Origin of the sequence: Cognatilysobacter xinjiangensis (genome assembly GCF_014651995.1) — a bacterium.
In the GTDB taxonomy this organism is placed as follows: Bacteria; Pseudomonadota; Gammaproteobacteria; order Xanthomonadales; family Xanthomonadaceae; genus Cognatilysobacter; species Cognatilysobacter xinjiangensis.
Genome location: NZ_BMXY01000002.1, coordinates 283161 through 305390, shown reverse-complemented (window position 1 = coordinate 305390; position 22230 = coordinate 283161). Strand labels below are relative to the sequence as shown.

13 protein-coding genes, 2 rRNA genes and 1 pseudogene are annotated in these 22230 nt (G+C 67.6%); 6 read left to right on the top strand and 10 right to left on the bottom strand.

Features of this window, described 5'->3' with window-relative positions; translation table 11 throughout:
• Positions 1–13: 13 nt before the first annotated feature.
• On the bottom strand, positions 14–1633 hold the full coding sequence (gene ctaD / locus IE066_RS09895; RefSeq protein WP_189449375.1) for a cytochrome c oxidase subunit I: 1620 nt from the start codon (positions 1631–1633) through the stop codon (positions 14–16).
• A 27-nt stretch (positions 1634–1660) separates the two neighbouring features.
• A complete protein-coding gene (coxB, locus tag IE066_RS09890; RefSeq protein WP_189449374.1) occupies positions 1661–2614 on the bottom strand; it encodes a cytochrome c oxidase subunit II in 954 nt (317 codons plus the stop codon).
• 298 nt (positions 2615–2912) lie between these two features.
• Between coxB and putA the strand changes: the two genes are divergently transcribed.
• Entirely contained in the window at positions 2913–6140 is a 3228-nt protein-coding gene (gene putA / locus IE066_RS09885; RefSeq protein WP_189449373.1) for a bifunctional proline dehydrogenase/L-glutamate gamma-semialdehyde dehydrogenase PutA, read from the top strand.
• A gap of 138 nt (positions 6141–6278) precedes the next feature.
• Here putA and IE066_RS09880 read toward each other — a convergent pair whose 3' ends face one another.
• A complete protein-coding gene (locus tag IE066_RS09880) occupies positions 6279–7661 on the bottom strand; it encodes an OmpP1/FadL family transporter (RefSeq protein WP_189449372.1) in 1383 nt (460 codons plus the stop codon).
• 183 nt (positions 7662–7844) lie between these two features.
• On the opposite strand from IE066_RS09880, the gene IE066_RS09875 reads away from it, so the two are divergent.
• Both IE066_RS09875 and IE066_RS09870 read left to right on the top strand, forming a co-directional pair.
• On the top strand, positions 7845–8537 hold the full coding sequence (locus IE066_RS09875) for a rhomboid family intramembrane serine protease (protein WP_189449371.1): 693 nt from the start codon (positions 7845–7847) through the stop codon (positions 8535–8537).
• Between the two features lie 66 nt (positions 8538–8603).
• Positions 8604–8924 carry a DUF1820 family protein gene (locus tag IE066_RS09870; protein WP_189449370.1) on the top strand — a complete coding sequence of 107 codons (321 nt, stop codon included), beginning with the start codon at positions 8604–8606 and terminating at the stop codon, positions 8922–8924.
• 6 nt (positions 8925–8930) lie between these two features.
• Here IE066_RS09870 and IE066_RS09865 read toward each other — a convergent pair.
• The 3 genes and pseudogenes from IE066_RS09865 to gpmI all read right to left on the bottom strand — a co-directional run.
• Positions 8931–10334, bottom strand: a pseudogene (locus IE066_RS09865) (S41 family peptidase); the annotation flags it as partial.
• 89 nt (positions 10335–10423) lie between these two features.
• Positions 10424–11689: a murein hydrolase activator EnvC family protein gene (locus tag IE066_RS09860; protein ID WP_229790772.1), complete on the bottom strand. Its 1266-nt coding sequence runs from the start codon at positions 11687–11689 to the stop codon at positions 10424–10426.
• Positions 11690–11692: 3 nt separating this feature from the next.
• Positions 11693–13228 carry a 2,3-bisphosphoglycerate-independent phosphoglycerate mutase gene (gene gpmI / locus IE066_RS09855; protein ID WP_189449366.1) on the bottom strand — a complete coding sequence of 512 codons (1536 nt, stop codon included), beginning with the start codon at positions 13226–13228 and terminating at the stop codon, positions 11693–11695.
• 144 nt (positions 13229–13372) lie between these two features.
• Here gpmI and IE066_RS09850 point away from each other — a divergent pair, with 144 nt between their 5' ends.
• Positions 13373–14044, top strand: coding sequence for a DUF4097 family beta strand repeat-containing protein (locus IE066_RS09850; RefSeq protein ID WP_189449364.1), 672 nt, complete (start codon positions 13373–13375; stop codon positions 14042–14044).
• Between the two features lie 128 nt (positions 14045–14172).
• Here IE066_RS09850 and IE066_RS09845 read toward each other — a convergent pair whose 3' ends face one another.
• Both IE066_RS09845 and IE066_RS09840 read right to left on the bottom strand, forming a co-directional pair.
• Entirely contained in the window at positions 14173–15588 is a 1416-nt protein-coding gene (locus IE066_RS09845) for a M16 family metallopeptidase (protein ID WP_189449362.1), read from the bottom strand.
• A 12-nt stretch (positions 15589–15600) separates the two neighbouring features.
• Positions 15601–16983 carry a M16 family metallopeptidase gene (locus IE066_RS09840; protein WP_189449360.1) on the bottom strand — a complete coding sequence of 461 codons (1383 nt, stop codon included), beginning with the start codon at positions 16981–16983 and terminating at the stop codon, positions 15601–15603.
• A 126-nt stretch (positions 16984–17109) separates the two neighbouring features.
• Here IE066_RS09840 and IE066_RS09835 point away from each other — a divergent pair, with 126 nt between their 5' ends.
• Together IE066_RS09835 and IE066_RS09830 are read left to right on the top strand one after the other, a co-directional pair.
• On the top strand, positions 17110–17505 hold the full coding sequence (locus IE066_RS09835) for an MAPEG family protein (protein ID WP_189449358.1): 396 nt from the start codon (positions 17110–17112) through the stop codon (positions 17503–17505).
• Positions 17506–17687: 182 nt separating this feature from the next.
• The gene (locus IE066_RS09830; RefSeq protein WP_189449356.1) at positions 17688–17945 is read left to right on the top strand and encodes a hypothetical protein; all 258 of its coding nucleotides are present in this window, start codon (positions 17688–17690) and stop codon (positions 17943–17945) included.
• A gap of 1002 nt (positions 17946–18947) precedes the next feature.
• On the opposite strand, the gene rrf is transcribed toward IE066_RS09830, so the two are convergent.
• A 5S ribosomal RNA gene (gene rrf / locus IE066_RS09825) occupies positions 18948–19061 on the bottom strand.
• 156 nt (positions 19062–19217) lie between these two features.
• Positions 19218–22082, bottom strand: a 23S ribosomal RNA gene (locus tag IE066_RS09820).
• Positions 22083–22230 lie beyond the last annotated feature (148 nt).

Genomic DNA, 22230 nt, shown 5'->3' with positions numbered 1-22230 from the left:
GCCGCTCGTGCCGTCAGTGCGTGATGTCGCCGTGGGCGAGGTCGCCGTCGCGGATCACCGGCGGCACCGTGAAGGTGTGGTGCGGCGCCGGGCTCGGCACGGTCCACTCCAGGCCCTTCGCGCCTTCCCACACGCGGTCCGTCGCCGGCGCGCCGTACTTCTTCGAATGCCACAGCACGAACAGCATGATGAATGGCGTGGCGAACATGCCGAACGCGCCGATCGAGCTGATCAGGTTCCAGTCCGCGAACACGACGTTGTAGTCCGGGATGCGGCGCGGCATGCCGGCCAGGCCCAGGAAGTGCTGCGGGAAGAACAGCAGGTTGACGAACACGATCGACCACCAGAAGTGGAAGCTCGCGAGCTTCTGGCTGTACATGCGGCCGGTCCACTTCGGCCACCAGTAGTAGACGGCCGCGATGATCGAGAACAGCGCGCCGGTCACCAGCACGTAGTGGAAGTGCGCCACCACGAAGTAGGTGTCGTGGTACTGGAAGTCGGCCGGCACGATCGCGAGCATCAGGCCCGAGAAACCGCCGATGGTGAACAGGATCACGAACGCGATCGCCCACTTCATCGGCGCTTCGAAGGTCAGCGAGCCGCGCCACATCGTGGTGACCCAGTTGAACACCTTCACGCCCGTCGGGATCGAGATGAGCATCGTCGCGAACATGAAGTAGATCTCGCCACCGAGCGGCATGCCGACGGTGAACATGTGGTGCGCCCACACGATGAACGAGAGGAAGGCGATCGCGGCGGTCGCGTACACCATGGCCTGGTAGCCGAACAGCGGCTTGCGGCTGAAGGCCGGGATGATCTCCGACACGATGCCGAACGCCGGCAGGATCATGATGTAGACCTCGGGGTGCCCGAAGAACCAGAAGATGTGCTGGTACATCACCGGGTCGCCGCCGCCAGCCACGTTGAAGAAGCTGGTATGGAAGTACTTGTCGGTCAGCAGCATGGTCACCGCGCCGGCGAGCACCGGCATGACGGCGATCAGCAGGAACGCGGTGATCAGCCACGTCCAGCAGAAGATCGGCATCTTCAGCAGGTCCACGCCCGGGGCGCGCATGTTGAGGATGGTCGCGATGATGTTGATCGCGCCCATGATCGAGCTGATGCCCATCAGGTGGATCGCGAAGATCGCGAACGCGACGTTGTAGCCGCCCTGCAGCGACAGCGGCGGGTACAGCGTCCAGCCGCCCGCGGGCGCGCCGCCCGGCAGGAAGTAGGTCATCAGCAGCAGGGTGAACGCGAACGGCATGATCCAGAAGGACCAGTTGTTCATACGCGGCAGCGCCATGTCGGGCGCGCCGATCTGCAGCGGGATCATCCAGTTGCCGAGGCCGACGAAGGCCGGCATGACGCCGCCGAAGATCATCACCAGCGCGTGCATGGTGGTGAACGAGTTGAACAGCATCGGGTCGAAGTACTGCAGGCCCGGTTTGGTCAGCTCGAGACGGATCAGCACCGACAGGAACGCGCCGACGATGAACATCAGGAAGCTGAAGATCAGGTACAGCGTTCCGATGTCCTTGTGGTTCGTCGAGAAGAACCAGCGCTCGATGAAGCCCTGCTCGTGGCCGTGCTCATCGGTGTGATGGTCGGCGGCGGGATGCGTGACAGCCATGGACTACCTCTGCGTGATGCGGTGCGATCAGCCGGCGACCGGAGCGGTCGTGGCGTCGGAATTCGGGGCCGCGGCCGTCGCCGGTTCCGCGTTGGCGGCCGGGGCGGTCGGATTGACACCGGCGGGGCTCGCCGGGGCGGGCGCGGCGGCCGGCTGCGCCTTCTGCGCAGCGAGCCACTGCTGATACTCGGCCTTGGGCAGGGCGCGCACGACGATCGGCATGAACGCGTGGTCCTTGCCGCACAGCTCGGCGCACTGGCCGCGGTAGATGCCCGGCTGCTCGATGCGGGCCCAGGCTTCGTTGATCAGGCCCGGAATGGCGTCCTGCTTCCAGCCCAGCGACGGCACCCACCACGCGTGGATCACGTCGTCGGCGGTGATGACGAAGCGGATCTTGGTGTCGATCGGCACCACCAGCTCGTTGTCGACCTGCAGCAGGTAGTGCGGGTCGGCCTCGAGCGTCGGCACGCGGCCGCTCTGGCGCAGGTCATCGTCCTCGCGCTTGAGGCGGCTGGTCATCGACACCCCTTCGCCGAGGTAGTCGTACTTCCACATCCACTGGTAGCCGGTGACCTTCACGGTCATCTCGGAATTGCGGACGTCGTAGTTGTTGATCAGCTTGTGGGTGGCCGGGAAGGCCATGGCCACCAGCAGGACGATCGGGATCACCGTCCACAGCACCTCGAGCTTGGTGCTGTGGGTGAAGTCCACGTCCGGCACCGCGCCGCGCGACTTGCGGAACTTGAACATGGCGATCGCCATGGCGCCGAACACCAGGATGCCGATGCCCACGCAGATCCACAGCGCGATCATGTGCGCGTCGTAGGCGTTGTGCGAGATCTGCGTCACGCCGCGGCGCATGTTGAGCTGCCACGGGTGCGGGCTCGTGGGATCGCCCGCGTGCTGCTGCGCAAAGGCGAGGACCGGCAGGGCGAGGGCGGTCAGGCCCGCTGCCCACTGCTTGATACGACCGGCTTTCATCAGATCGAGCCCCAGAATCGGCGAAATACGTGGAATGGATTTTCCGCAGGCTGCCGTTCCGCGCCGCGCGCGGAGCGCGATCGACGATGGAAAGGAAAGCCGCCCGCGGGCCGGAGGCGCCGCGTTTTTCTGGATGGGCCAGAGGCTTACGGAAACCGAGAAATGTTAGCCCCGCGCGATGGCGCGGGCAAGCCGAGCGCGTCGCGTAAACGGTATCCGACGAACCATTCCGTGGCCCGCGACCGCCGTCGGCGCGATCGCTAGACTACGCGTCTTCCGTCGCATTCGCTGGGATCCGATGTCCACCCCCACTCCCGCCGCGCCCGGCCCGTCGCCGCAGCGCGCCCTGATCGCGCCCGAACTGGCGCCTCCGCCGCCCGGCCCGCGCGCCGCGATCACCGCCGGCTGGGTGCGCGACGAGGCCGCCCACGTCCGGCGCCTGCTCGACCAGGCCCGCCTGCCCGACGCCGACCGCACCGCCGTCCAGGCCACGGCCGCCGACCTGGTCACCCGGGTCCGCCGCCGCGCCAAGGACCAGGGCGCGATCGAGGCCTTCATGCGGCAGTACGACCTCGGCTCCGAGGAAGGCGTGCTGCTGATGTGCGTGGCCGAGGCGCTGCTGCGCATCCCGGACGCCGAGACCGCCGACCGCCTGATCCGCGACAAGCTCGGCGAGGCCGACTGGAAGCGCCACGTCGGCCAGTCGCCGTCGGTGCTGGTCAATGCCTCGACCTGGGGGCTGATGCTGACCGGGCACCTCGTGGATCTCGGCGACGAGACCAAGCGCGACGTCCATGGCGCCTTCAAGCGGCTCCTGGGCCGCGTCGGCGAGCCGGTGATCCGCCTCGCGGTGCGCCAGGCCATGCGGATCATGGGGCACCAGTTCGTGATGGGCCGGACCATCGACGAGGCGCTGGCCCGCTCGCGCAAGGGCGACAACGCGTCCTACCGCTATTCGTTCGACATGCTGGGCGAGGCCGCGCTCACCGCCGCCGACGCCGCGCGCTACCTCGAGGCCTACCGCAAGGCGATCCATGCGATCGGTCGCCACGCCGCCGCCGAAGGCACGGTCGATGCGGCGAGCGCGGCCGCGGTGTTCGGCGCGCCGTCGATCTCGGTGAAGCTCTCCGCGCTGCATCCGCGCTACGAGCACGCCAAGCGCGCGCGCGTGCTGGCCGAGCTGGTGCCGCGGGTTCTGGAGCTCGCGCAGCTGGCGCGCTCGTACGCGATCGGCTTCACCGTGGACGCCGAGGAGGCCGACCGCCTCGAGCTCTCGCTCGACGTCATCGCCGCCGCCTATTCGCACGCCTCGCTCGCCGGCTGGGAAGGCTTCGGCCTCGCCATCCAGGCGTATTCGAAGCGCGCGCCGGAGGTCATCGACTTCATCGCCGACCTCGCGCGCCGCACCGGCCGGCGCATCCCGGTGCGCCTGGTCAAGGGCGCGTACTGGGACGCCGAGGTCAAGCGCGCGCAGGTGGACGGCATGCCGGGCTATCCGGTGTTCACGCGCAAGCAGAACACCGACGTCAGCTACCTCGCCAACGCGCGCCGCATGCTCGACGCGTCGGACGCGATCTATCCGATGTTCGCCACGCACAACGCGCACACCATCGCGCACGTGCACCGCATGGCCGCGGGCCGGCCGTTCGAGTTCCAGAAGCTGCACGGCATGGGCGACGACCTCTACGCCGAGGTCATCCCCACCGATCGCCTCAACGTGCCCTGCCGCGTGTACGCGCCGGTGGGCTCGCACGAGGACCTGCTGCCCTACCTCGTGCGCCGCCTGCTGGAGAACGGCGCGAACTCGAGCTTCGTCAACCGCATCACCGACGAGTCGATCGCGATCGACGAGCTGATCCGCGATCCGGTCGAGGCCGTGTCGGCCTTCGAGTCGATCCCGCATCCCCGCATTCCGCTGCCGGTTGACCTGTACCGCAGCTACGGCATTTCCAGGAGCAACTCCATGGGCGTGAACCTCGCCAACGACGACGCGCTGCGCGCGCTCGCCGACCAGGTCAATGCAGCCACGCGGCAGGCGTGGACGGCCGAGCCGATCGTCGCCGGCGCGCGCGCCTCGGGCGAGCGCATCGCGGTGACGAACCCGGCCGATCGCCGCGAGGTGGTGGGCCACTGGATCGCCGCCGATGCACAGCTCGTCGAGCGCGCGCTCGCCAATGCGACCGCCGCGCACGACGGCTGGAACACCACGCCGGCCGCGAGCCGCGCCGCCATCCTCGAGCACGCCGCCAACCTGCTCGAGCAGCGCATGCCGCTGTTCATCGCGATGTGCGCGAAGGAAGCCGGCAAGACGATTCCCGACGGCGTCGCCGAAGTGCGCGAGGCGGTGGACTTCCTGCGCTACTACGCCGAGCAGGCGCGCTCGATGTTCAAGCCCGAGGCGCTGCCCGGCCCGACCGGCGAGTCGAACACGCTGCAGCTTTCGGGGCGCGGCACGTTCGTCTGCATCAGTCCGTGGAACTTCCCGCTGGCCATCTTCATGGGCCAGGTCTGCGCCGCGCTGGCCGCCGGCAACTGCGTGATCGCCAAGCCCGCCGAGCAGACGAACCTGGTCGGCTACGCCGCGGTGAAGCTTCTGCACGAGGCCGGCGTCCCCGAGGCCGTGCTGCAGTTCCTGCCGGGCGACGGCGCCACCGTGGGCGCCGCCCTCACGCGCGACGAGCGCATCGCGGGTGTCGCCTTCACCGGCTCGACCGAGACCGCGCGTGCGATCAACCGTGCGCTGGCCGCGCGCGAGCACGCGCCGATCGGCGTGCTGATCGCCGAGACCGGCGGACAGAACGCGCTCATCGCCGATTCGTCCTCGCTGCCCGAGCAGGTGGTGAAGGATGCGATCGGCTCGGCGTTCACCTCGGCCGGCCAGCGTTGCTCGGCCGCGCGCGTGCTGTTCGTGCAGGACGACATCGCCGACAAGGTGACCACGATGCTCGCCGGCGCGATGGCCGAGCTCGTCGTGGGCGACCCGGGCGTGCTGTCGACCGACGTCGGCCCGGTGATCGACGCCGACGCGTTGCGCGTGCTGCAGGACCATGCCGCGCGGATGGACCGCGAGGCGAAGGCGAAGATCGCCGAAGTCGCGCTCGGCGAGGCCGCCGCGAACGGCAGCTTCTTCGCGCCGCGCGCCTACGAGCTGCACTCGCTCGACCAGCTGCACCGCGAGGTGTTCGGCCCGGTGCTGCACGTGATCCGCTGGAAGGCCGACCAGCTCGATGCGGTGATCGATGCGATCAATGCGACCGGCTACGGCCTCACGCTCGGCGTCCATTCGCGCATCGATGCGACGATCGAGAAGATCGCCTCGCGCATCAAGGTCGGCAACTGCTACGTCAACCGCAACCAGATCGGCGCGGTGGTCGGCGTGCAGCCCTTCGGCGGCCAAGGCCTGTCGGGCACCGGCCCGAAGGCCGGCGGCCCGCACTACCTGCCGCGCTTCGCCACCGAGAAGACGATCACCGTCAACACCACGGCCGCGGGCGGCAACGCCTCTCTGCTGACGCTCGGCGACTGATCACCGCGCATCACGGAAACGAGAAAAGCCCCGCTCCAGCGGGGCTTTTTTCATGCGCGAATCCCGTCGCTTCACGGCGACCCGGCAAAGAAAAAGCCCCGCCGGAGCGGGGCTTTTCCGTGCTGCGTCAGGCGTGGATCAGAAGCGGTACTGCGCCGCGATACCGATCAGGTCCGCGTGGCCCTCGAAGCGGCCCGACAGCGTCGAGTTGCTGGACGAGTGGATGTTGTTGATCGTCGGCGAATCGATGCTGATGCGCGTGTAGGCGGCATCGACGGTGAGCGCCTCCGACACGTTCCACGTCGCGCCGATCGAGTAGAGCATGCGCTCGTTGTCCGGCAGGCGCGGCGTGCGGTACGTGTCGTTGGTCGGCGACTCGTCGCGGGCAACACCGGCACGCAGCGTGAAGGCCGGGCTGAAGTCCCACTCGGCGCCGACGGCGTAGTAGTTGGTGTCCTTCCACTGGAAGGGCTCGTTGCCGAGGATGCCGCCGGCGTCGCGGAAGATCTGCACGGCCTGCAGCGAATGCCAGTCGGTGCCCTGCCAGTCGGCCATCATGCGGAAGCTGTCGCTGAAGTCGTACTGCACGCTCACCGTGGTGACGCTGGGCGTGGTGAACGGCGCGTTGACCGGCGTGTCGCCGTAACCGGCGGCGATGGTCGGGATCGCGGCGACGTTGCCCGGGACGGTGAAGTCGGCTTCGCCGCTGAGCTCGTGGTCGATCTCGGAGCGGTGCGCGGCACCGATGGTCAGGCGGTCGGTCGGGCGCCACTGCATGCCCACGCGCCAGCCGAACGAGGTGTCGTCGCCGGTCACCGAGACGCTGCCGTCGTTGGCCTGCGGGCGGAACGGATAGGCCGGGTTGAGGCAGTTGGCGACGCTCGCCGCCGGCGTGGCCGCCGAGCGCGTGCAGACCGCGGTGCCGAAGTCGATCGCGTTGGAGAGCGTGACCTCGGTGCGCTGGATGATCGCGCCGAGGCCGACCGAGAAGCGGTCGGTGATCGCGATGGCGGCCGACAGGTTCAGGTTGACGGCCTTCACGTCGGATTCGATCGCGTGGTAGCGGCCGACCCAGTTCGGGTCGTATTCGGTGGCGAGGCCGAACGGCGCGTCGACGCTGACGCCGACGGTGACCTTGTCGAGACCGCCCGACAGCGGGAACACGGCTGCCAGCGCCGGCACCGCCGTCAGGTCGCCCGGGTCGCCGCCGTTGTTGCCGTTGAGCGGTGCGGCCGGCGGGGTCGGCAGCGCGGTGTTGCCGCCGCCGGTGAACTCCGCATCGAGGTCGATCAGGCTGACGTCGGTCTGCACCGTGGCGCGGTCGATGTTGACCATGGCCGCCGGGTTGTTGGAAACGACCGAAGCGTCGCCGCGCGCGACGGCGGTGCCGGAGTTGGCGCGGCCGAGGTTCTTGACGCTGTTCTCGCGGATCTGGAAGCCGGACGCGTGGGCATTGCCCAGCGTGAGCGCGCCGGCGATACCGAGCGCGAGCGCGGTGACGCGCATGAAGCCGTTCTGCATGTCTCTCTCCGAAAAGGGGATTGCACCGCCGGTCGAACCGGCTTTCTGGGCTGGCCGGTATCCGCGACCATGCGGCACCGAATATAGCCTTTAACCGCAAGCTAACAACAGGGGCGGCCGGCATGCGGCTGGGCAGGCGCGGACGGCTCGCGCATCATGCGGGGGCTGAACGGGAAGCCCCGCGTGTTCATCCCCATCCCCCCTCGCGAAAGGCCGATCCGGCGCTGGGCCACCCCGGTGCTGTTCCTGCTGCTGTGGGGCTGCTTCGTGGCCGCGAGCCTGCTGCCGCCGGGCGAGCAGCGCCGGCTGCTGCTGGAATGGGGCGCGCTGTCGGGCGACCTGCGCTCGCTGCCCGAGCTCCTGGCCTCGCTGCGCGACGGCCACCTGGCGCGGCTTGTCGCCGCGCTGTTCCTGCATGCCGACTGGGCGCACCTGGTCGGCAACCTGCTGTTCCTGCTGATCTTCGGCGCGCCGGCGGAGCGGGCCATGGGGCCGTGGCGCTTCCTCGCGCTGTTCCTGCTGGGCGGCGCGGCGGCCAACCTCGCCGCGGTGCTGGCCATCGGCACGCCGGACCGGTTGATCATCGGCGCCAGCGGCGCGGTATCGGCGCTGATCGGCGCCTATCTCGCGCTGTTCCCGACCGCCCGCCTCGGCCTGGTGCTGCCGCTGGGGCTGTTCCTGCAGTTCGTGCGCATGCCGGCCGCGGTACTGATCGGCGTGTGGGCGGGCCTGCAGCTGGTCTACACCTTCGTGGGGCCGGCGTTCGGCGCGGTGGCCTGGTCGGCGCATCTGGCCGGGTTCGCCGTTGGGGGCGCGTTCGGGCTGGTGTCGCGGGCGGCGATCCATCGACGCATGAAGCGCGTGCACGGCTTCTGAGTCGATCGCCATTGAACGGCGGCGATCGCGCCCCATGTTCGCGGGACACCACGCCGACCGACCGCCATGCCCAAGCCGCTCTACAAGGTGACCTTCCTCAACGCCGGCAAGGTGTACGAGCTGTACGCCCGACACGTCGCCTCCGGCGCGCTCTGGGGCTTCACGGAGGTCGGGGAACTGGTGTTCGACGTCAACGAGGGCCTCGTCGTCGATCCGACCGAGGAGCGCCTGCGCGACGAGTTCGGCAACACGCGCGTGCTGCACCTGCCGATGCATTCGATCGTGCGCATCGAGGAAGTCGAGCGCAAGGCGCAGTCGGCGATCCGCGACGCCGCCACCGGCGAGCGCGTGGTGACGCCCTTCCCGATGCCCGGCAAGCCGCGCTGAGGCCTACTTCTTCGCCGCCGTTGCCTTCGCCGGCGCTGCGGCCGGCACGCCGGCGAGGCGCTTGAGCTCGGCCAGCGCCTGGGTGATGTAGCCCTCGCCCTCGAGGATGTCGCCCGCGGCGGTGGCGTCGTCGGCATCGCCGCGCAGATGGCCCGGAAGGCTGGCTTCCGACAGCGCGCGGCGCGCTTCGTCGCTCTTCGGGGCCTCGAAGGCGACGTCGGGCACGATGCCCAGCGCCTGGATCGACTTGCCGCTCGGAGTGAAGTAGCGGGCAGTGGTCAGCTTGACCGAGTCGCCGTTGTCGAGCGGAAGCACGGTCTGCACCGAGCCCTTGCCGAACGTGCGGCTGCCGACGATGCGCGCGCGGCCGTTGTCCTTGAGCGCACCGGCGAGCACTTCGGACGCGCTCGCCGAGCCGCCGTCCACCAACACCACCACCGGTGCGCCGTCGAGGCGGTCGCCGGGCGTCGCCGAGAATTGCGCGTCGGTGATCGCAAGGCGTCCGCGCGTGCTGACGATGCCGCCCTTCTCGAGCAGGTCGTCGGCCATCTGCACGGCACTGGTGAGCAGGCCGCCGGGGTTGCTGCGCAGGTCGATGACGAGGCCGCGCAGCGTGCCGGCGGCCTTGAGCTTGTCCAGCGCCTTCTCGAAGTCGGCCGCGGTGTCGGCCTGGAACGCGGCGACGCGCACGTAGCCGAAGCCCGGCTCGAGCATGCGCGAGCGCACCGAGGCGATGCGGATGGTTTCGCGCACCACGGTGATGTCGATCGGCTTGGTGGCGCCCTTGCGCGCGACGGTCAGCACGATCTTGCTGCCGGCCGGGCCGCGCAACGGCGCCGAGGTGTCGCCTTCGTCGGGACGGAACGGCTTGCCGTCCATCGCGATGATGATGTCGCCGGCCTTGAGGCCCGCCTTCGCCGCCGGGGTGTCGTCGATCGCGGCGATCACCTTGAGCGTGCCGTCCTCCTGGCGCTGCAGTTCGACGCCGATGCCCTCGTAGGCGCCGCGGGCGTTCTCGTCGAAGCTCGCGGCGTCCTCGCGGTCGAAATAGGTGCTGTGCGGGTCGAGGTCGAGCAGCAGGCCGTGCACCGCGGCGTTCATCAGCTTGCGGTCGCTGACGGGCTCGACGTAGGCCTGCTTGACCGCGTTGTAGACCATCACGAAGCGTCGGATCTCGTCGAGCGGCACCTTGTCGAGATCGTCCGCGGCACCGGCCTTCGCTGCTGCCGCGGTGCGCGCGCCGTCGGCCGGCGCGCCCTCGGTGGGCGTGCCGCTGGCGGGCGCCTGAGGATCGGCGGCAGGCGCGGGCGTGGACGGCGCATCCTTCGGCGGCGTCGGCGCGGGCGCCTGTTGCGCCGCGAGTGGAAGCGCGGCGGTGAGCAGGGCGAGGGCGAGCAGACGACGGCGCATGGCGACTCCGGAAGCGGTACGACGGTCGGACCGTCGCGATGACGGCGAGTTCAGCACGTTAGCCGCCGCTGCGGAAAGACGTGTGGACGCTAGCGTCGCAGCCACACGCCCGGATCGACCGGCGTGCCGCCGCGGCGCAGCTCGAAATACAGCGACGGCCGCCCCTGCCCGCCCGAACTGCCGACGGTGGCCAGCGGATCGCCGCGCTTGACCGTCGCGCCGGCACTCTTGAGCAGCGCGTCGTTGTGCGCGTAGAGGCTCATGTAGCCGTTGCCGTGGTCGACGATCAGCAGCAGGCCGTAGCCGGTCATCCATTCCGAATAGACCACGGTGCCGTCGGCGACCGCGCGCACCGGCGTGCCCGCGCCGGCGGCGATCAGCAGGCCGTCGCTGCGGCGGCCGTCGGGCATCCGGCCGCCGTAGCCAGCGAGCAGCGCGCCCGACAGCGGCCAGCCCAGGCCGCCGACCTGCGGCGGCGGCGCGCTCGCGACCTGCACCGGCGGGCGCGTCGCGCGCTTGGGCGGCGGCGGCAGGCCCTTTTCGCGCGCGGCCTTGGCGGCTGCCGCATCGGCCTTCGCCGCGGCAGCGGCCTCGCGCGCGCGCTGCTCGGCGAGGCGTTTCTGCTCGGCGCGCGCCTTCGCCGCGGCGGCGCGCAGCTTGGCAAGCAGTTGTTCGAGCGCCTTGGCGTCGCGGCCCAGAGCCTTCTCGCGGTCGGCGCGGTCCTTGTACTTCGCGTCGAGCTGCGCGACGAGCACCGCGCGCTGCTCGCGTTCGCGTTGCAGCTTCTGCAACTGCTCGGCCTGCGCCTTCTGCGCGGCGGTGAGCTCGCCGGTGCGGCGCGCGATCTCCGCTTCCACGCGATCGAGCTCGGCCAGCTGCGCGGTGAGCTCGCGGATGCGCCTGGCGCGCGCCTGCTGCAGGTAGCCGTGGTAGGTGAGCAGGCGCTGCGCGTCCTCGACCTGGTCGCGCGAGAGCAGCGTCTTCAGCGCACCGGCGCGGCCCTGGCGATCGGCCGCGCGCAGCAGCGTGGCCAGTTCCTCGCGCGCGCCCTTGAGCGTCTCGCGCATGCGCGCCTGCCGCGCGCGCAGCTGCACGAGGCCGGCGCGCTCGCTGGCGATGCGTTCCTGCACGCTGCGCAGTTCGCGGTCGGTCTGGCCGACCTGCTCGTCGGCCTGGCGCAACTGCTGGCTCGCGCTGCCGCGCTGCGTCTCCAGCTTGCGACGCTCGGCGGCGACGCCCTGCAGCTCGCGCTTGAGCGCCTGCAGCTTGCGCTCGGTGGTGCGCGTGTCCTGCGCCGCGCCCGCGAGCACGGGCAGCGACAGCATCAGCGCGAGCAGCGCGGCGCGAAGACGCATCGGTCAGCCGACGAGCAGGCTCGTGCCGGTCATCTCGACGGGCTTGGCGACCTGCAGCAGGTCGAGGACGGTCGGCGCGACGTCGCGCAGCGCGCCGCCCGATCGCAGCGTGGCCGCGCGCGGCCCGCAGTACACGAACGGCACCGGGCCGACGGTATGCGCGGTATGCGGCTGGCCGGTGCTGGCGTCGCGCATCATCTCGAGGTTGCCGTGGTCGGCGGTGATCAGCAGCGCGCCGCCGACGTCGGCCACTGCGGCGCGGATCGCGCCGAGCGCGGTGTCCACGGCCTCGGCGGCCTTGATCGCCGCGCTGATCACGCCGGTGTGGCCGACCATGTCGGGATTGGCGATGTTGCAGATCGCGACGTCGACCATGCCCGAACGGATCGCCGCGCACAGCTTCTCGGTGACCTCGGGACAGCTCATCTCCGGCTGCAGGTCGTAGGTGGCGACCTGCGGGCTCGGCACCAGGATGCGCGTCTCGCCCGGGTATTCGTCCTCGCGCCCGCCGCTGAAGAAGAAGGTGACGTGCGCGTACTTCTCGGTCTCGGCGATGCGCAGCTGACGCAGGCCGTTGTCGGCCAGCACCTCGCCCAGCGTGTTGCGCAGGTCGTCGGGCCCGAATGCGACCGGCGCCGGCAGCTTGGCGTCGTATTCGGTGAGGCAGACGAAGCGCGACAGCTGCGGGCGGCGCGCGTCGAAGCCGTCGAACGTCGGCGATACGAACGCCGCGGTGAGCTGGCGCGCGCGGTCGGCGCGGAAGTTCATGAAGACGACCGCATCGCCGTCGTGCATGCCCGCGTAGCCCTCGATCACCGTGGGCACCACGAACTCGTCGTTCTCGCCGCGCGCGTACGCGGCCTCGAGCGCGGCCAGCGCGTCGGTGGCGACGTGTTCGGCGCGGCCGTCGACCATCGCATCCCATGCGCGCCGCACGCGATCCCAGCGCTTGTCGCGATCCATGGCGAAATAGCGGCCGCTCACGGTAGCGACGTGCGCATTGCCCAGCCGCGCGCATTCCTGCATCAGCAACTGCAGGCTCGGATCGGCCGAGCGCGGCGGCGTGTCGCGGCCGTCGAGGAAGGCATGCACCGCCACGCGCGGCACGTCGAGGCGATGCGCCATCTCCAGCATCGCCAGCACATGGCGCTCATGGCTGTGCACGCCACCCGGCGACAGCAGCCCCATCACGTGCAGCACGCCGCCTGATGCCTTGGCACCCTCGCAGGCCGCGCGCAGTTCGGCGTTGTCGAAGAACGTGCCGTCCTCGATCGCCGCGTCGATGCGGGTGAGGTCCTGATAGACGATGCGCCCCGCGCCGAGGTTCATGTGGCCGACCTCGGAGTTGCCCATCTGCCCCTCCGGCAGGCCGACGTGGCGGCCTTCGGTGTGGATCAGCGTGTTCGGGCAGCCCGCCACCAGCGCGTTCCAGTTCGGCAGGTTCGCCTGCGCCAGCGCGTTGTCGGTGGGATCCTCGCGATGGCCCCAGCCATCGAGGATGAGCAGGACGACGGGCTTCACGGCGGCGGTGTGGGACACGATGCGGACCTGTGACTTCGGGCAGTTGCCCAGCGGGGACGGGAAGCGCGATTGTAGCGGCGGTGCCGTAACGTCCCGTGCCGCTACTTAAACCCTACGGCCGGCAGCCGCATCCAAGCCGTATCAACCGTCGAGGAACCGACCATGCGAAACGCCCTGATGCTCCTGCCCCTCGCCCTTGCCCTCGCGGCCACGCCCGCCTTCGCGCAGGACCGGGTCAGCATCGACAAGGTCAACGGCAGCATCCACGCCGAGGCCGGCAAGACCTACGGCAGCCTCGAAACCGTCAACGGCAGCATCCGCATCGATGCCGACGTGCAGGCCCGCTCGGCGGAGACGGTCAACGGCAGCATCCGCGTCGGCGACGGCGCGCAGGTCGGCGACCTCGAGACCGTCAACGGCAGCATCCATACCGGCCAGCGCGTGCGCATCGATGGCGACATCGAGACCGTCAACGGCGGCATCTTCGTCGACCGCGGCGGCGCGGTGAGCGGCGGCGTGGAGACGGTCAACGGCGCGATCGGCCTGGTCGACACCGACGTCGGCCGCGGCATCGAGACGGTCAACGGCGACGTGACCGTCGGCGTCGGCAGCCACGTGCGCGGCGGCATCCTCGTCGAGAAGCCGAACGTGCAGTTCCTCAACATGCGCAAGCGCGACCCGCGCATCGTCATCGGCCCGAACGCGCAGGTCGACGGTCCGCTGGTGTTCAAGCGCCCGGTGGTGCTGTACGTGCACGACACCGCGAAGGTCGGCTCGATTACGGGCGCCACGGCGCAGCGCTTCAGCACGCCGACGCCGCCTGCGGCGCCGTAAGCAGCTCCGCTGTCGGGAACGCGGAAAAGGCCGCCTCCGGGCGGCCTTTTTCATGCGTATTGCGATATCCGGCCGTCAAACGAAACGGGGCCGCCCGAAGGCGGCCCCGCGATCCACGCGATTCGACCTTACTTCGCGCGTACGTCGAACGTGCCGTACGGTGCGAGCTGCTCGGCGATGGCCTTGGAATCGCCGACCACGACGATCGACTGGTCCTTCGGATCGAGGTACTTGCGCGCCATCGCCTGCACTTGCGCCGCATCCACCGCGCGCACCTTCGGCACGTACTCGCCGAGGAACTCCGCGGGCACGCCGACCAGCCAGTTGCCGGCGAGCGTGCTGGCCACGGCCGCCTGCATCTGGTTGTTGAGCAGGTAGCCGCCGGCGACGTAGCGCTTGGTGTCCTCGAGCTCCTGCGCGGGCACCGGCTCGCTGCCCAGGCGCGCGTACTCGGCCATGAACTCCTTGATCGCCGCGCCCGTCACCTCGTTGCGCACGTCGGCCGACGCGCTGATCCGACCGCCCTGCCGCAGCGGGCCGATACCGCCGCGCGCGCCGTAGGTATAGCCCTTCTCCTCGCGCAGGTTCTGCATCAGGCGCGAGCTGAAGCCGCCGCCCAGCACCGTGCCCGCCAGCTGCAGCGGCGCCCAGTCGGCATCGGTCGCCGCGATCCCGGGACGGCCGATGCGGATCGCCGACTGCACGCTGCCGTCGCGCTGCACCAGCACGCGCTGGGGCTTGGCGTTGCGCACGGCGGGCGGCGTGTCGGGCAGCGGCTCGCCGATTGCGCTCCAGCTGCCGAACGCGGCCTCGACCGCGCGCATCGCGTCGGCGCGGGAGATCGGGCCGGTCAGCACCAGCAGGGCGCGGTCCGGGCGGAAGCGCTGCGCATGCGCGGCACGCAGCATCTGCGGCGTCACCGACGTGATCGCGGCTTCGGTCGGCTGCGTGCGTGCGTAGGGATGGTCGCCGTAGATGACCTGTCCGAGCGCGCGCTCGGCCTTGAAGCCCGGCTGCGCCTCGGCGGCCTTCAGGCCCTGCAGTGCGTTGGCCTGCGCGAGGCGCACCTCGTTCTCGGGGAAGGACGGCGTGCGCGCGACCTCGCCGAGCAGCGCGATCATGTCCGGCGCATGCGAGACCAGCGCATTGCCCGACAGCAGGATGCCGTCGGCATTCGCCATCGCGCCGATGCCGCCGCCGAGGCCCTGCGCGGTTTCGGCAATGGCGCGCGAATCGCGCTTGGCGGTGCCTTCGGCCAGCAGCCCGGCGAGCAGCGTGGCGAAGCCAGGATGCTGCGCATCGTCGGCGGCGAGGCCGGCGTTGCGCACGGCCAGCACGGCATCGACGCGCGGCAGGCCCGAGCGCGGCACGATCCAGACTTCCAGGCCGTTGGCGAGCGTCGCCTTGTCGATCTGCGGCACCGGCAGCGGACGCTCCGGCGCGTACGGCGGCAGCTCCTTCGGCAGCTCGGCCTTCGGGCCGGCGACGGCATTGCCGGCCAGCGCGATCGTCAGCGCGGCGGCGAGCAGGTTGAGGTTCTTCATGACGTCGTCTCCTTACTTCGCGCCGGCGGCGGGCGCCGCGGGCTTGGCCATCGCGGTCGGCACGCGGTCGATGACGGTGCGGTTGCTGCGCACGAGATAGGTCTTGGCCGCGCGCTGGATGTCGGCGCTGGTCACGCCCTCGATCCAGCCGGGGATCTTGTTGACCACGTTGGCGTCGCCCCACAGCGTCTGCAGCTTGGCGACCGTGTCGGCGCGGCTGATGAAGGCCTCGAGGCCGTTGTACCAGTCGGCCAGCATCTTGGTCTTGACCCGCTGCAACTCGGTATCGGTGATCCCGTTCTTGGCGACCTTCGCGATCTCCTCGTCCATCGCCGCGAGCACCGCGTCGGCACTGGTGTTGGGCTTGTACAGCGCGAACACGGTGAACAGCGTCGGGCCGTCGTATTCCCACGGGCTGGTCAGGCCGTACAGCGATTCGACGTTGAGCGCGAGCTCGCGGCCCTTGACGATGCCCTGGTAGAAGCGCGAGGCATCGCCGCCGGCGAGCACGTCGCCCAGCACCGCCATCGCCGCCTGATCCTTGCTGCCGCGGTCCGGCATCTTCCAGGCCGCCGCGATCGCCGGCACCTGCGCCAGCGCATCGGTCTGCTGGATGCGCTTTTCTTGCGTGTTGAGGCCTTCGCGGAAATCGGGCGCCTTCGGCGTCGCGCGTGCGGGGATCGTGCCGAAGTACTTCTCGGCCAGCGCGAACGCCTGTTCGGGCGTCACGTCGCCGGCGATGCCGAGCACCGCGTTGTTCGGGCCGTAGTAGTCGCGATGGAAGCCGGCCACATCCTCCAGGCTCGCGCCTTCGAGATCCTCGAAGCTGCCGTAGCCGTCGTGGTTGTTCTCCCACTTCTGGAAGGCCTGCTGGCCGATGTCGATCCACATGAAGCCGCCGTACGGCTGGTTCTTCACGTTGACGCGGATCTCCTCCTTCACCACGTCCTGCTGGTTCTTGAGAGTGGTCGGATTGAAGTCGAGCGTCTTCATGCGATCGGCCTCGAGCCACAGGATCGGCTCGAGCGCCGATACCGGCGCCATCTCGATGTAGTTGGTGAAGTCCGGGCGCGTGGAGCCGTTGTTGCGGCCGCCGCCGCCGGTGATCACCTTGTCGAACACGCCTTCCTTCGCGTTCGGCGTGCCCTCGAACATCAGGTGCTCGAACAGGTGCGCGAAGCCGGTGCGGTCCTGCGGCTCCAGCCGCATGCCCACGTGATAGACCATCGACACGCCCACCGTCGGCGAGCTGTGGTCCTCGGACACCACGACCGTCAGGCCGTTGTCGAGCTTCTTGACCGACACCGGCACCTGCCAGCGGTCGGGCGTCGCGCCATGCGCGGAGGCGGTGATGAGCAGCCCGCCGAGCAGCGCGGGCAGTAGACGACGTCGCATCGGATTTCCCCTTCCGTTCGGAAGCCCCGAGCCTAGCGCGTTCGCGACGGCCGTCACGCGGCCGGAAGTCATGGCCGCCCGCCGCTTGTCTGCGCTAGGCTGCGACGAGTCTCCGGGAGCCCTGCCATGACCATCGCCGTCGCGTACTGGTGCGTGTTCGTTGCCGCCGTCCTGCCCTACGTCTGGACCGTGCTGGCCAAGGCCCGCGGCGAGCGCTACGACAACCGCGACCCGCGCGGCTGGCTGGCCCGACAGAGCGATCCGCGCGTGTCGCGCGCGAACGCCGCGCAGCTCAACGCCTTCGAAGCGTTCCCCGCGTTCGCGGCCGGCGTGGTGCTGGCGGACATCGCCGGCGTGCACGAAGCGCGCATCGCGCTGCTCGCGGTCGTGTTCGTCGTCGCGCGGATGCTGCATGGCGTGTTCTACGTCGGCGGCGTGCCCGTGGCGCGCAGCCTCAGCTGGCTGGTCGGGTTTATCTGTGCGGCGGCATTGCTCGCGCAGGCGGCGATGGCGATCCGCTGAGGGCCGCGCGCTTCGCGCGTCGCGGCGACAGCGCGGTTATCGAACCTCGGCATCGCGACAGCTGAGCATTTGCCGCTAGCTGTCGACGCCGCCCCAGCGAGATAAGCGCATGAACGCGTTTACCAGCCGCCTGTCGCGCGGCTCGCGAACGCCGGCGATCGCCTGCATTCACATGGCTCGTCGTGTTCGGTGTCTTGCCGTCGGCACTGCCGGCTTTCATTCGCCGGCCTGTCGTCGAGCAGTTCTGCGAAGTGCTTCAGGGCATCAGTGCCGATCCGAAGGTGCTCGACCGAGCGGTGCTTGGCTACGACCCGAGCCTTTGGCTGGTGGCGGTGGCAAGCGCCGGGCCGATCGTGCGCCCGCGGCCGGCAGTTGGCGCGAAGCGCGCCGTCCTTGCCCGGATGGCGAGTGCGCGCTGTCTGGTCCGGGTCTGGCTCTAGCCACTTTCCCGCGGAGCGTCGTATCCGCCGCCGCCGCAGGTTGACCGTGGTGCGACCACCGAGTCGACGCCGCCTCGCAGCAACGGCCTAGCCTGCCTGGGCCGCTTTAGAAGCGCCGCTCGGAGAGACGTGGCGGAGATGGATAAGAAGATACGTCGCGCGAGATGGACGAGTCGGCCCCGCCGGCGCCTCGAGTCGCCCGGACTGCGATGGTCATACCTGCCTTCATAGCCGGCTATGTGGCGACGACGAGCTTCCGGTTCGCGACGCGTTCGAACGCCCATCTCCCTGCGACGGTCACGAACCGGTACCGGCTGACCTCGAACCACTGGCCTCAGGTTGTTGAGACATCTACTTCGGTGCCGGCTGTTCTCCAAGGACAGCGGTATCGGGCGTCGGCAACGACGGGATGCCCTGCAGTTCGCCAAACCCGATGCCGTGACTGCCGCAGCCCGCGCTGCGGTAAGGCCACTGTCCTGTCGCTGATCCTTCGCGGACGCTGCGGCCTGGCTGCACGCGCTCAAGCTTTGACTTGAGCGGACAAGAGCGATGGCCGTGAAAAGCGATGTGTCCAGCCGCAGCGAGTTACTGCCCGTCCCGACGCAATCGCCATAACGCCATCGTGCATCTCCCAGTCGCGCCTGATGGCCGCCGCCGATGCGCCTCGTAGGCGCTGCGTGCCGGTGTCATTGCCTCGGATGCGGAGCCCGGGGCCGGGCTTATCGCGACCTTGAGCTTCGTCGAGTTCACGGACTAATTACTCGAGGGCGAGCCTCGCCCCGTCCCTCATAGCGGCTATTCCGACCTCAGGCGCGACGCTTCCAGCGCTGCGCTCACGCGAAGACACGTCGGACGCTCGGGATAGAGAGCGCACGGCAGCAGAGCGCGCGGATTGCAGCAGCGATGGTTTACCTCCACCGCGTGACTCTCCGCCGCAATTTCCCACCGCCCAAAAGACAACCCCCCAGCCGTTGGGACGGCTGGGGGGTTGCGGGATAAAGACCCTGGCGATGACCTACTCTCGCATGGCAAAGCCACACTACCATCGGCGCGGGTGCGTTTCACGTCCGAGTTCGGAATGGGATCGGGTGGTTCCACACCGCTATGGTCACCAGGGAGAGGGTGGAGGGTCGCCTCACGGCGCCGCGCTCTCGTTGGTTACCGACGAACCCGTGGGTTCGAGCGGAAAAGGGGGGGATGTAGCGAGCAGTGAATGTCGCGACGTATCGCGAGGGTAAGGTGCTTTGGCTGCCCAAAGCGTCTTGAGGTTATATGGTCAAGCCGCACGGATCATTAGTACTGGTTAGCTCAATGCATTGCTGCACTTACACACCCAGCCTATCAACCACCTGGTCTTGATGGTTCCTTCAGGGGAGTCAAGCTCCCGGGAGATCTCATCTTGAGGCGCGCTTCCCGCTTAGATGCTTTCAGCGGTTATCGCTTCCGAACATAGCTACCCGGCAGTGCCACTGGCGTGACAACCGGAACACCAGAGGTTCGTCCACTCCGGTCCTCTCGTACTAGGAGCAGCCCCTCTCAAATCTCCAACGCCCACGACAGATAGGGACCGAACTGTCTCACGACGTTCTGAACCCAGCTCGCGTACCACTTTAAATGGCGAACAGCCATACCCTTGGGACCGACTACAGCCCCAGGATGTGATGAGCCGACATCGAGGTGCCAAACACCGCCGTCGATATGAACTCTTGGGCGGTATCAGCCTGTTATCCCCGGAGTACCTTTTATCCGTTGAGCGATGGCCCTTCCATACAGAACCACCGGATCACTAAGACCTACTTTCGTACCTGCTTGATCCGTCGATCTTGCAGTCAAGCACGCTTATGCCTTTGCACACAGTGCGCGATGTCCGACCGCGCTGAGCGTACCTTCGTGCTCCTCCGTTACTCTTTGGGAGGAGACCGCCCCAGTCAAACTACCCACCATACACGGTCCCCGCGCCGGATAACGGCGCCAGGTTAGAACGTCAAGCACATCAGGGTGGTATTTCAAGGATGGCTCCACCGAAGCTGGCGCCTCGGTTTCACAGCCTCCCACCTATCCTACACAGACGAACTCAACGTTCAGTGTAAAGCTATAGTAAAGGTTCACGGGGTCTTTCCGTCTTGCCGCGGGAACGCTGCATCTTCACAGCGATTTCAATTTCACTGAGTCTCGGGTGGAGACAGCGCCGCTGTCGTTACGCCATTCGTGCAGGTCGGAACTTACCCGACAAGGAATTTCGCTACCTTAGGACCGTTATAGTTACGGCCGCCGTTTACTGGGGCTTCGATCAAGAGCTTCGCCTTGCGGCTAACCCCATCACTTAACCTTCCAGCACCGGGCAGGCGTCACACCCTATACGTCCACTTTCGTGTTTGCAGAGTGCTGTGTTTTTGATAAACAGTCGCAGCGGCCTGGTCACTGCGGCCCTTCTCAGCTATGAACCAAAAAGGGCGCACCTTCTCCCGAAGTTACGGTGCTATTTTGCCTAGTTCCTTCACCCGAGTTCTCTCAAGCGCCTTAGAATTCTCATCCTGCCCACCTGTGTCGGTTTACGGTACGGTCTGCGTAAGCTGAAGCTTAGGAGCTTTTCCTGGAAGCGTGATATCAGCAGCTTCGTCCTAAAGGACTCGTCCTTAGTCTCAACGTTGCCCCCCCGGATTTGCCTAAGGGGACCGCCTCAACTCTCTCACCCGGACAACCAACGCCGGGCCTGCCTAACCTTCTCCGTCCCTCCATCGCACTTACGCGAGGTGCTGGAATATTAACCAGCTTCCCATCGACTACGCTTTTCAGCCTCGCCTTAGGGGCCGACTCACCCTGCGCCGATTGACGTTGCGCAAGGAAACCTTGGGCTTTCGGCGTGCGGGGTTTTCACCCGCATTATCGTTACTCATGTCAGCATTCGCACTTCCGATACCTCCAGCAACCTTCTCAAGTCACCTTCAACGGCTTACGGAACGCTCCTCTACCGCGCACAACAAGTTGTGCACCCCAAGCTTCGGTTCATCGCTTAGCCCCGTTAAATCTTCCGCGCAGACCGACTCGACCAGTGAGCTATTACGCTTTCTTTAAAGGGTGGCTGCTTCTAAGCCAACCTCCTGGCTGTCTGTGCCTTTCCACATCGTTTTCCACTTAGCGATGAATTTGGGACCTTAGCTGTGGGTCTGGGTTGTTTCCCTTTTCACGACGGACGTTAGCACCCGCCGTGTGTCTCCCATACAGTCCGTCTCGGTATTCGGAGTTTGCAATGGTTTGGTAAGTCGCAATGACCCCCTAGCCATAACAGTGCTCTACCCCCGAGAGGATACATATGAGGCGCTACCTAAATAGCTTTCGAGGAGAACCAGCTATCTCCGGGTTCGATTAGCTTTTCACTCCTAATCACACCTCATCCCCTACCTTTGCAACGGGAGTGGGTTCGGGCCTCCAGTCCGTGTTACCGGACCTTCACCCTGGGCATGACTAGATCACCCGGTTTCGGGTCTACTGCCCGCGACTATGCGCCCTTTTCAGACTCGGTTTCCCTTCGCCTCCCCTATACGGTTAAGCTCGCCACGAACAGTAAGTCGCTGACCCATTATACAAAAGGTACGCCGTCACCCTTGCGGGCTCCGACTGCTTGTACGCACACGGTTTCAGGGTCTATTTCACTCCCCTCTCCGGGGTTCTTTTCGCCTTTCCCTCACGGTACTGGTTCACTATCGGTCGGTCAGTAGTATTTAGCCTTGGAGGATGGTCCCCCCATGTTCAGACAGGGTTTCACGTGCCCCGCCTTACTCGATTTCACTGGAAAAGCCTTTTCGCGTACCGGGCTATCACCGTCTATGGCCAACCTTTCCAGGTTGTTCCGCTAAAACTAATCCAGCTTAAGGGCTGGTCCCCGTTCGCTCGTCACTACTCAGGGAATCTCGGTTGATTTCTTTTCCTCCGGGTACTTAGATATTTCAGTTCTCCGGGTTCGCTTCCAGCAGCTATGTATTCACTGCAGGATACTGCTTGCGCAGTGGGTTTCCCCATTCGGACATCGCGGGATCAATGCTTATTGCCAGCTCCCCCGCGCTTTTCGCAGGCTGTCACGTCCTTCATCGCCTCTGACCGCCAAGGCATCCACCGTGTGCGCTTATTCGCTTGACCATATAACCCCAAGTCGCCTCGGGGTCGTATTTGTGTCCAGGGGTACAAAGCCCGGACGCGAATTCAACGACTCAATTTTTAGGGATCTCGAGGATCCCCGCCTTAGCCTCACGACACGTCTGTAGACATTCACGTCTAAAACGCTCGC

Coding starts and splice junctions, on each gene's coding strand:
- ctaD (WP_189449375.1), bottom strand. CDS start 1,633: ATGGCTGTCACGCATCCCGCCGCCGACCATCACACCGATGAGCACGGC.
- coxB (WP_189449374.1), bottom strand. CDS start 2,614: ATGAAAGCCGGTCGTATCAAGCAGTGGGCAGCGGGCCTGACCGCCCTC.
- putA (WP_189449373.1), top strand. CDS start 2,913: ATGTCCACCCCCACTCCCGCCGCGCCCGGCCCGTCGCCGCAGCGCGCC.
- IE066_RS09880 (WP_189449372.1), bottom strand. CDS start 7,661: ATGCAGAACGGCTTCATGCGCGTCACCGCGCTCGCGCTCGGTATCGCC.
- IE066_RS09870 (WP_189449370.1), top strand. CDS start 8,604: ATGCCCAAGCCGCTCTACAAGGTGACCTTCCTCAACGCCGGCAAGGTG.
- IE066_RS09860 (WP_229790772.1), bottom strand. CDS start 11,689: ATGCGTCTTCGCGCCGCGCTGCTCGCGCTGATGCTGTCGCTGCCCGTG.
- IE066_RS09850 (WP_189449364.1), top strand. CDS start 13,373: ATGCGAAACGCCCTGATGCTCCTGCCCCTCGCCCTTGCCCTCGCGGCC.
- IE066_RS09845 (WP_189449362.1), bottom strand. CDS start 15,588: ATGAAGAACCTCAACCTGCTCGCCGCCGCGCTGACGATCGCGCTGGCC.
- IE066_RS09840 (WP_189449360.1), bottom strand. CDS start 16,983: ATGCGACGTCGTCTACTGCCCGCGCTGCTCGGCGGGCTGCTCATCACC.
- IE066_RS09835 (WP_189449358.1), top strand. CDS start 17,110: ATGACCATCGCCGTCGCGTACTGGTGCGTGTTCGTTGCCGCCGTCCTG.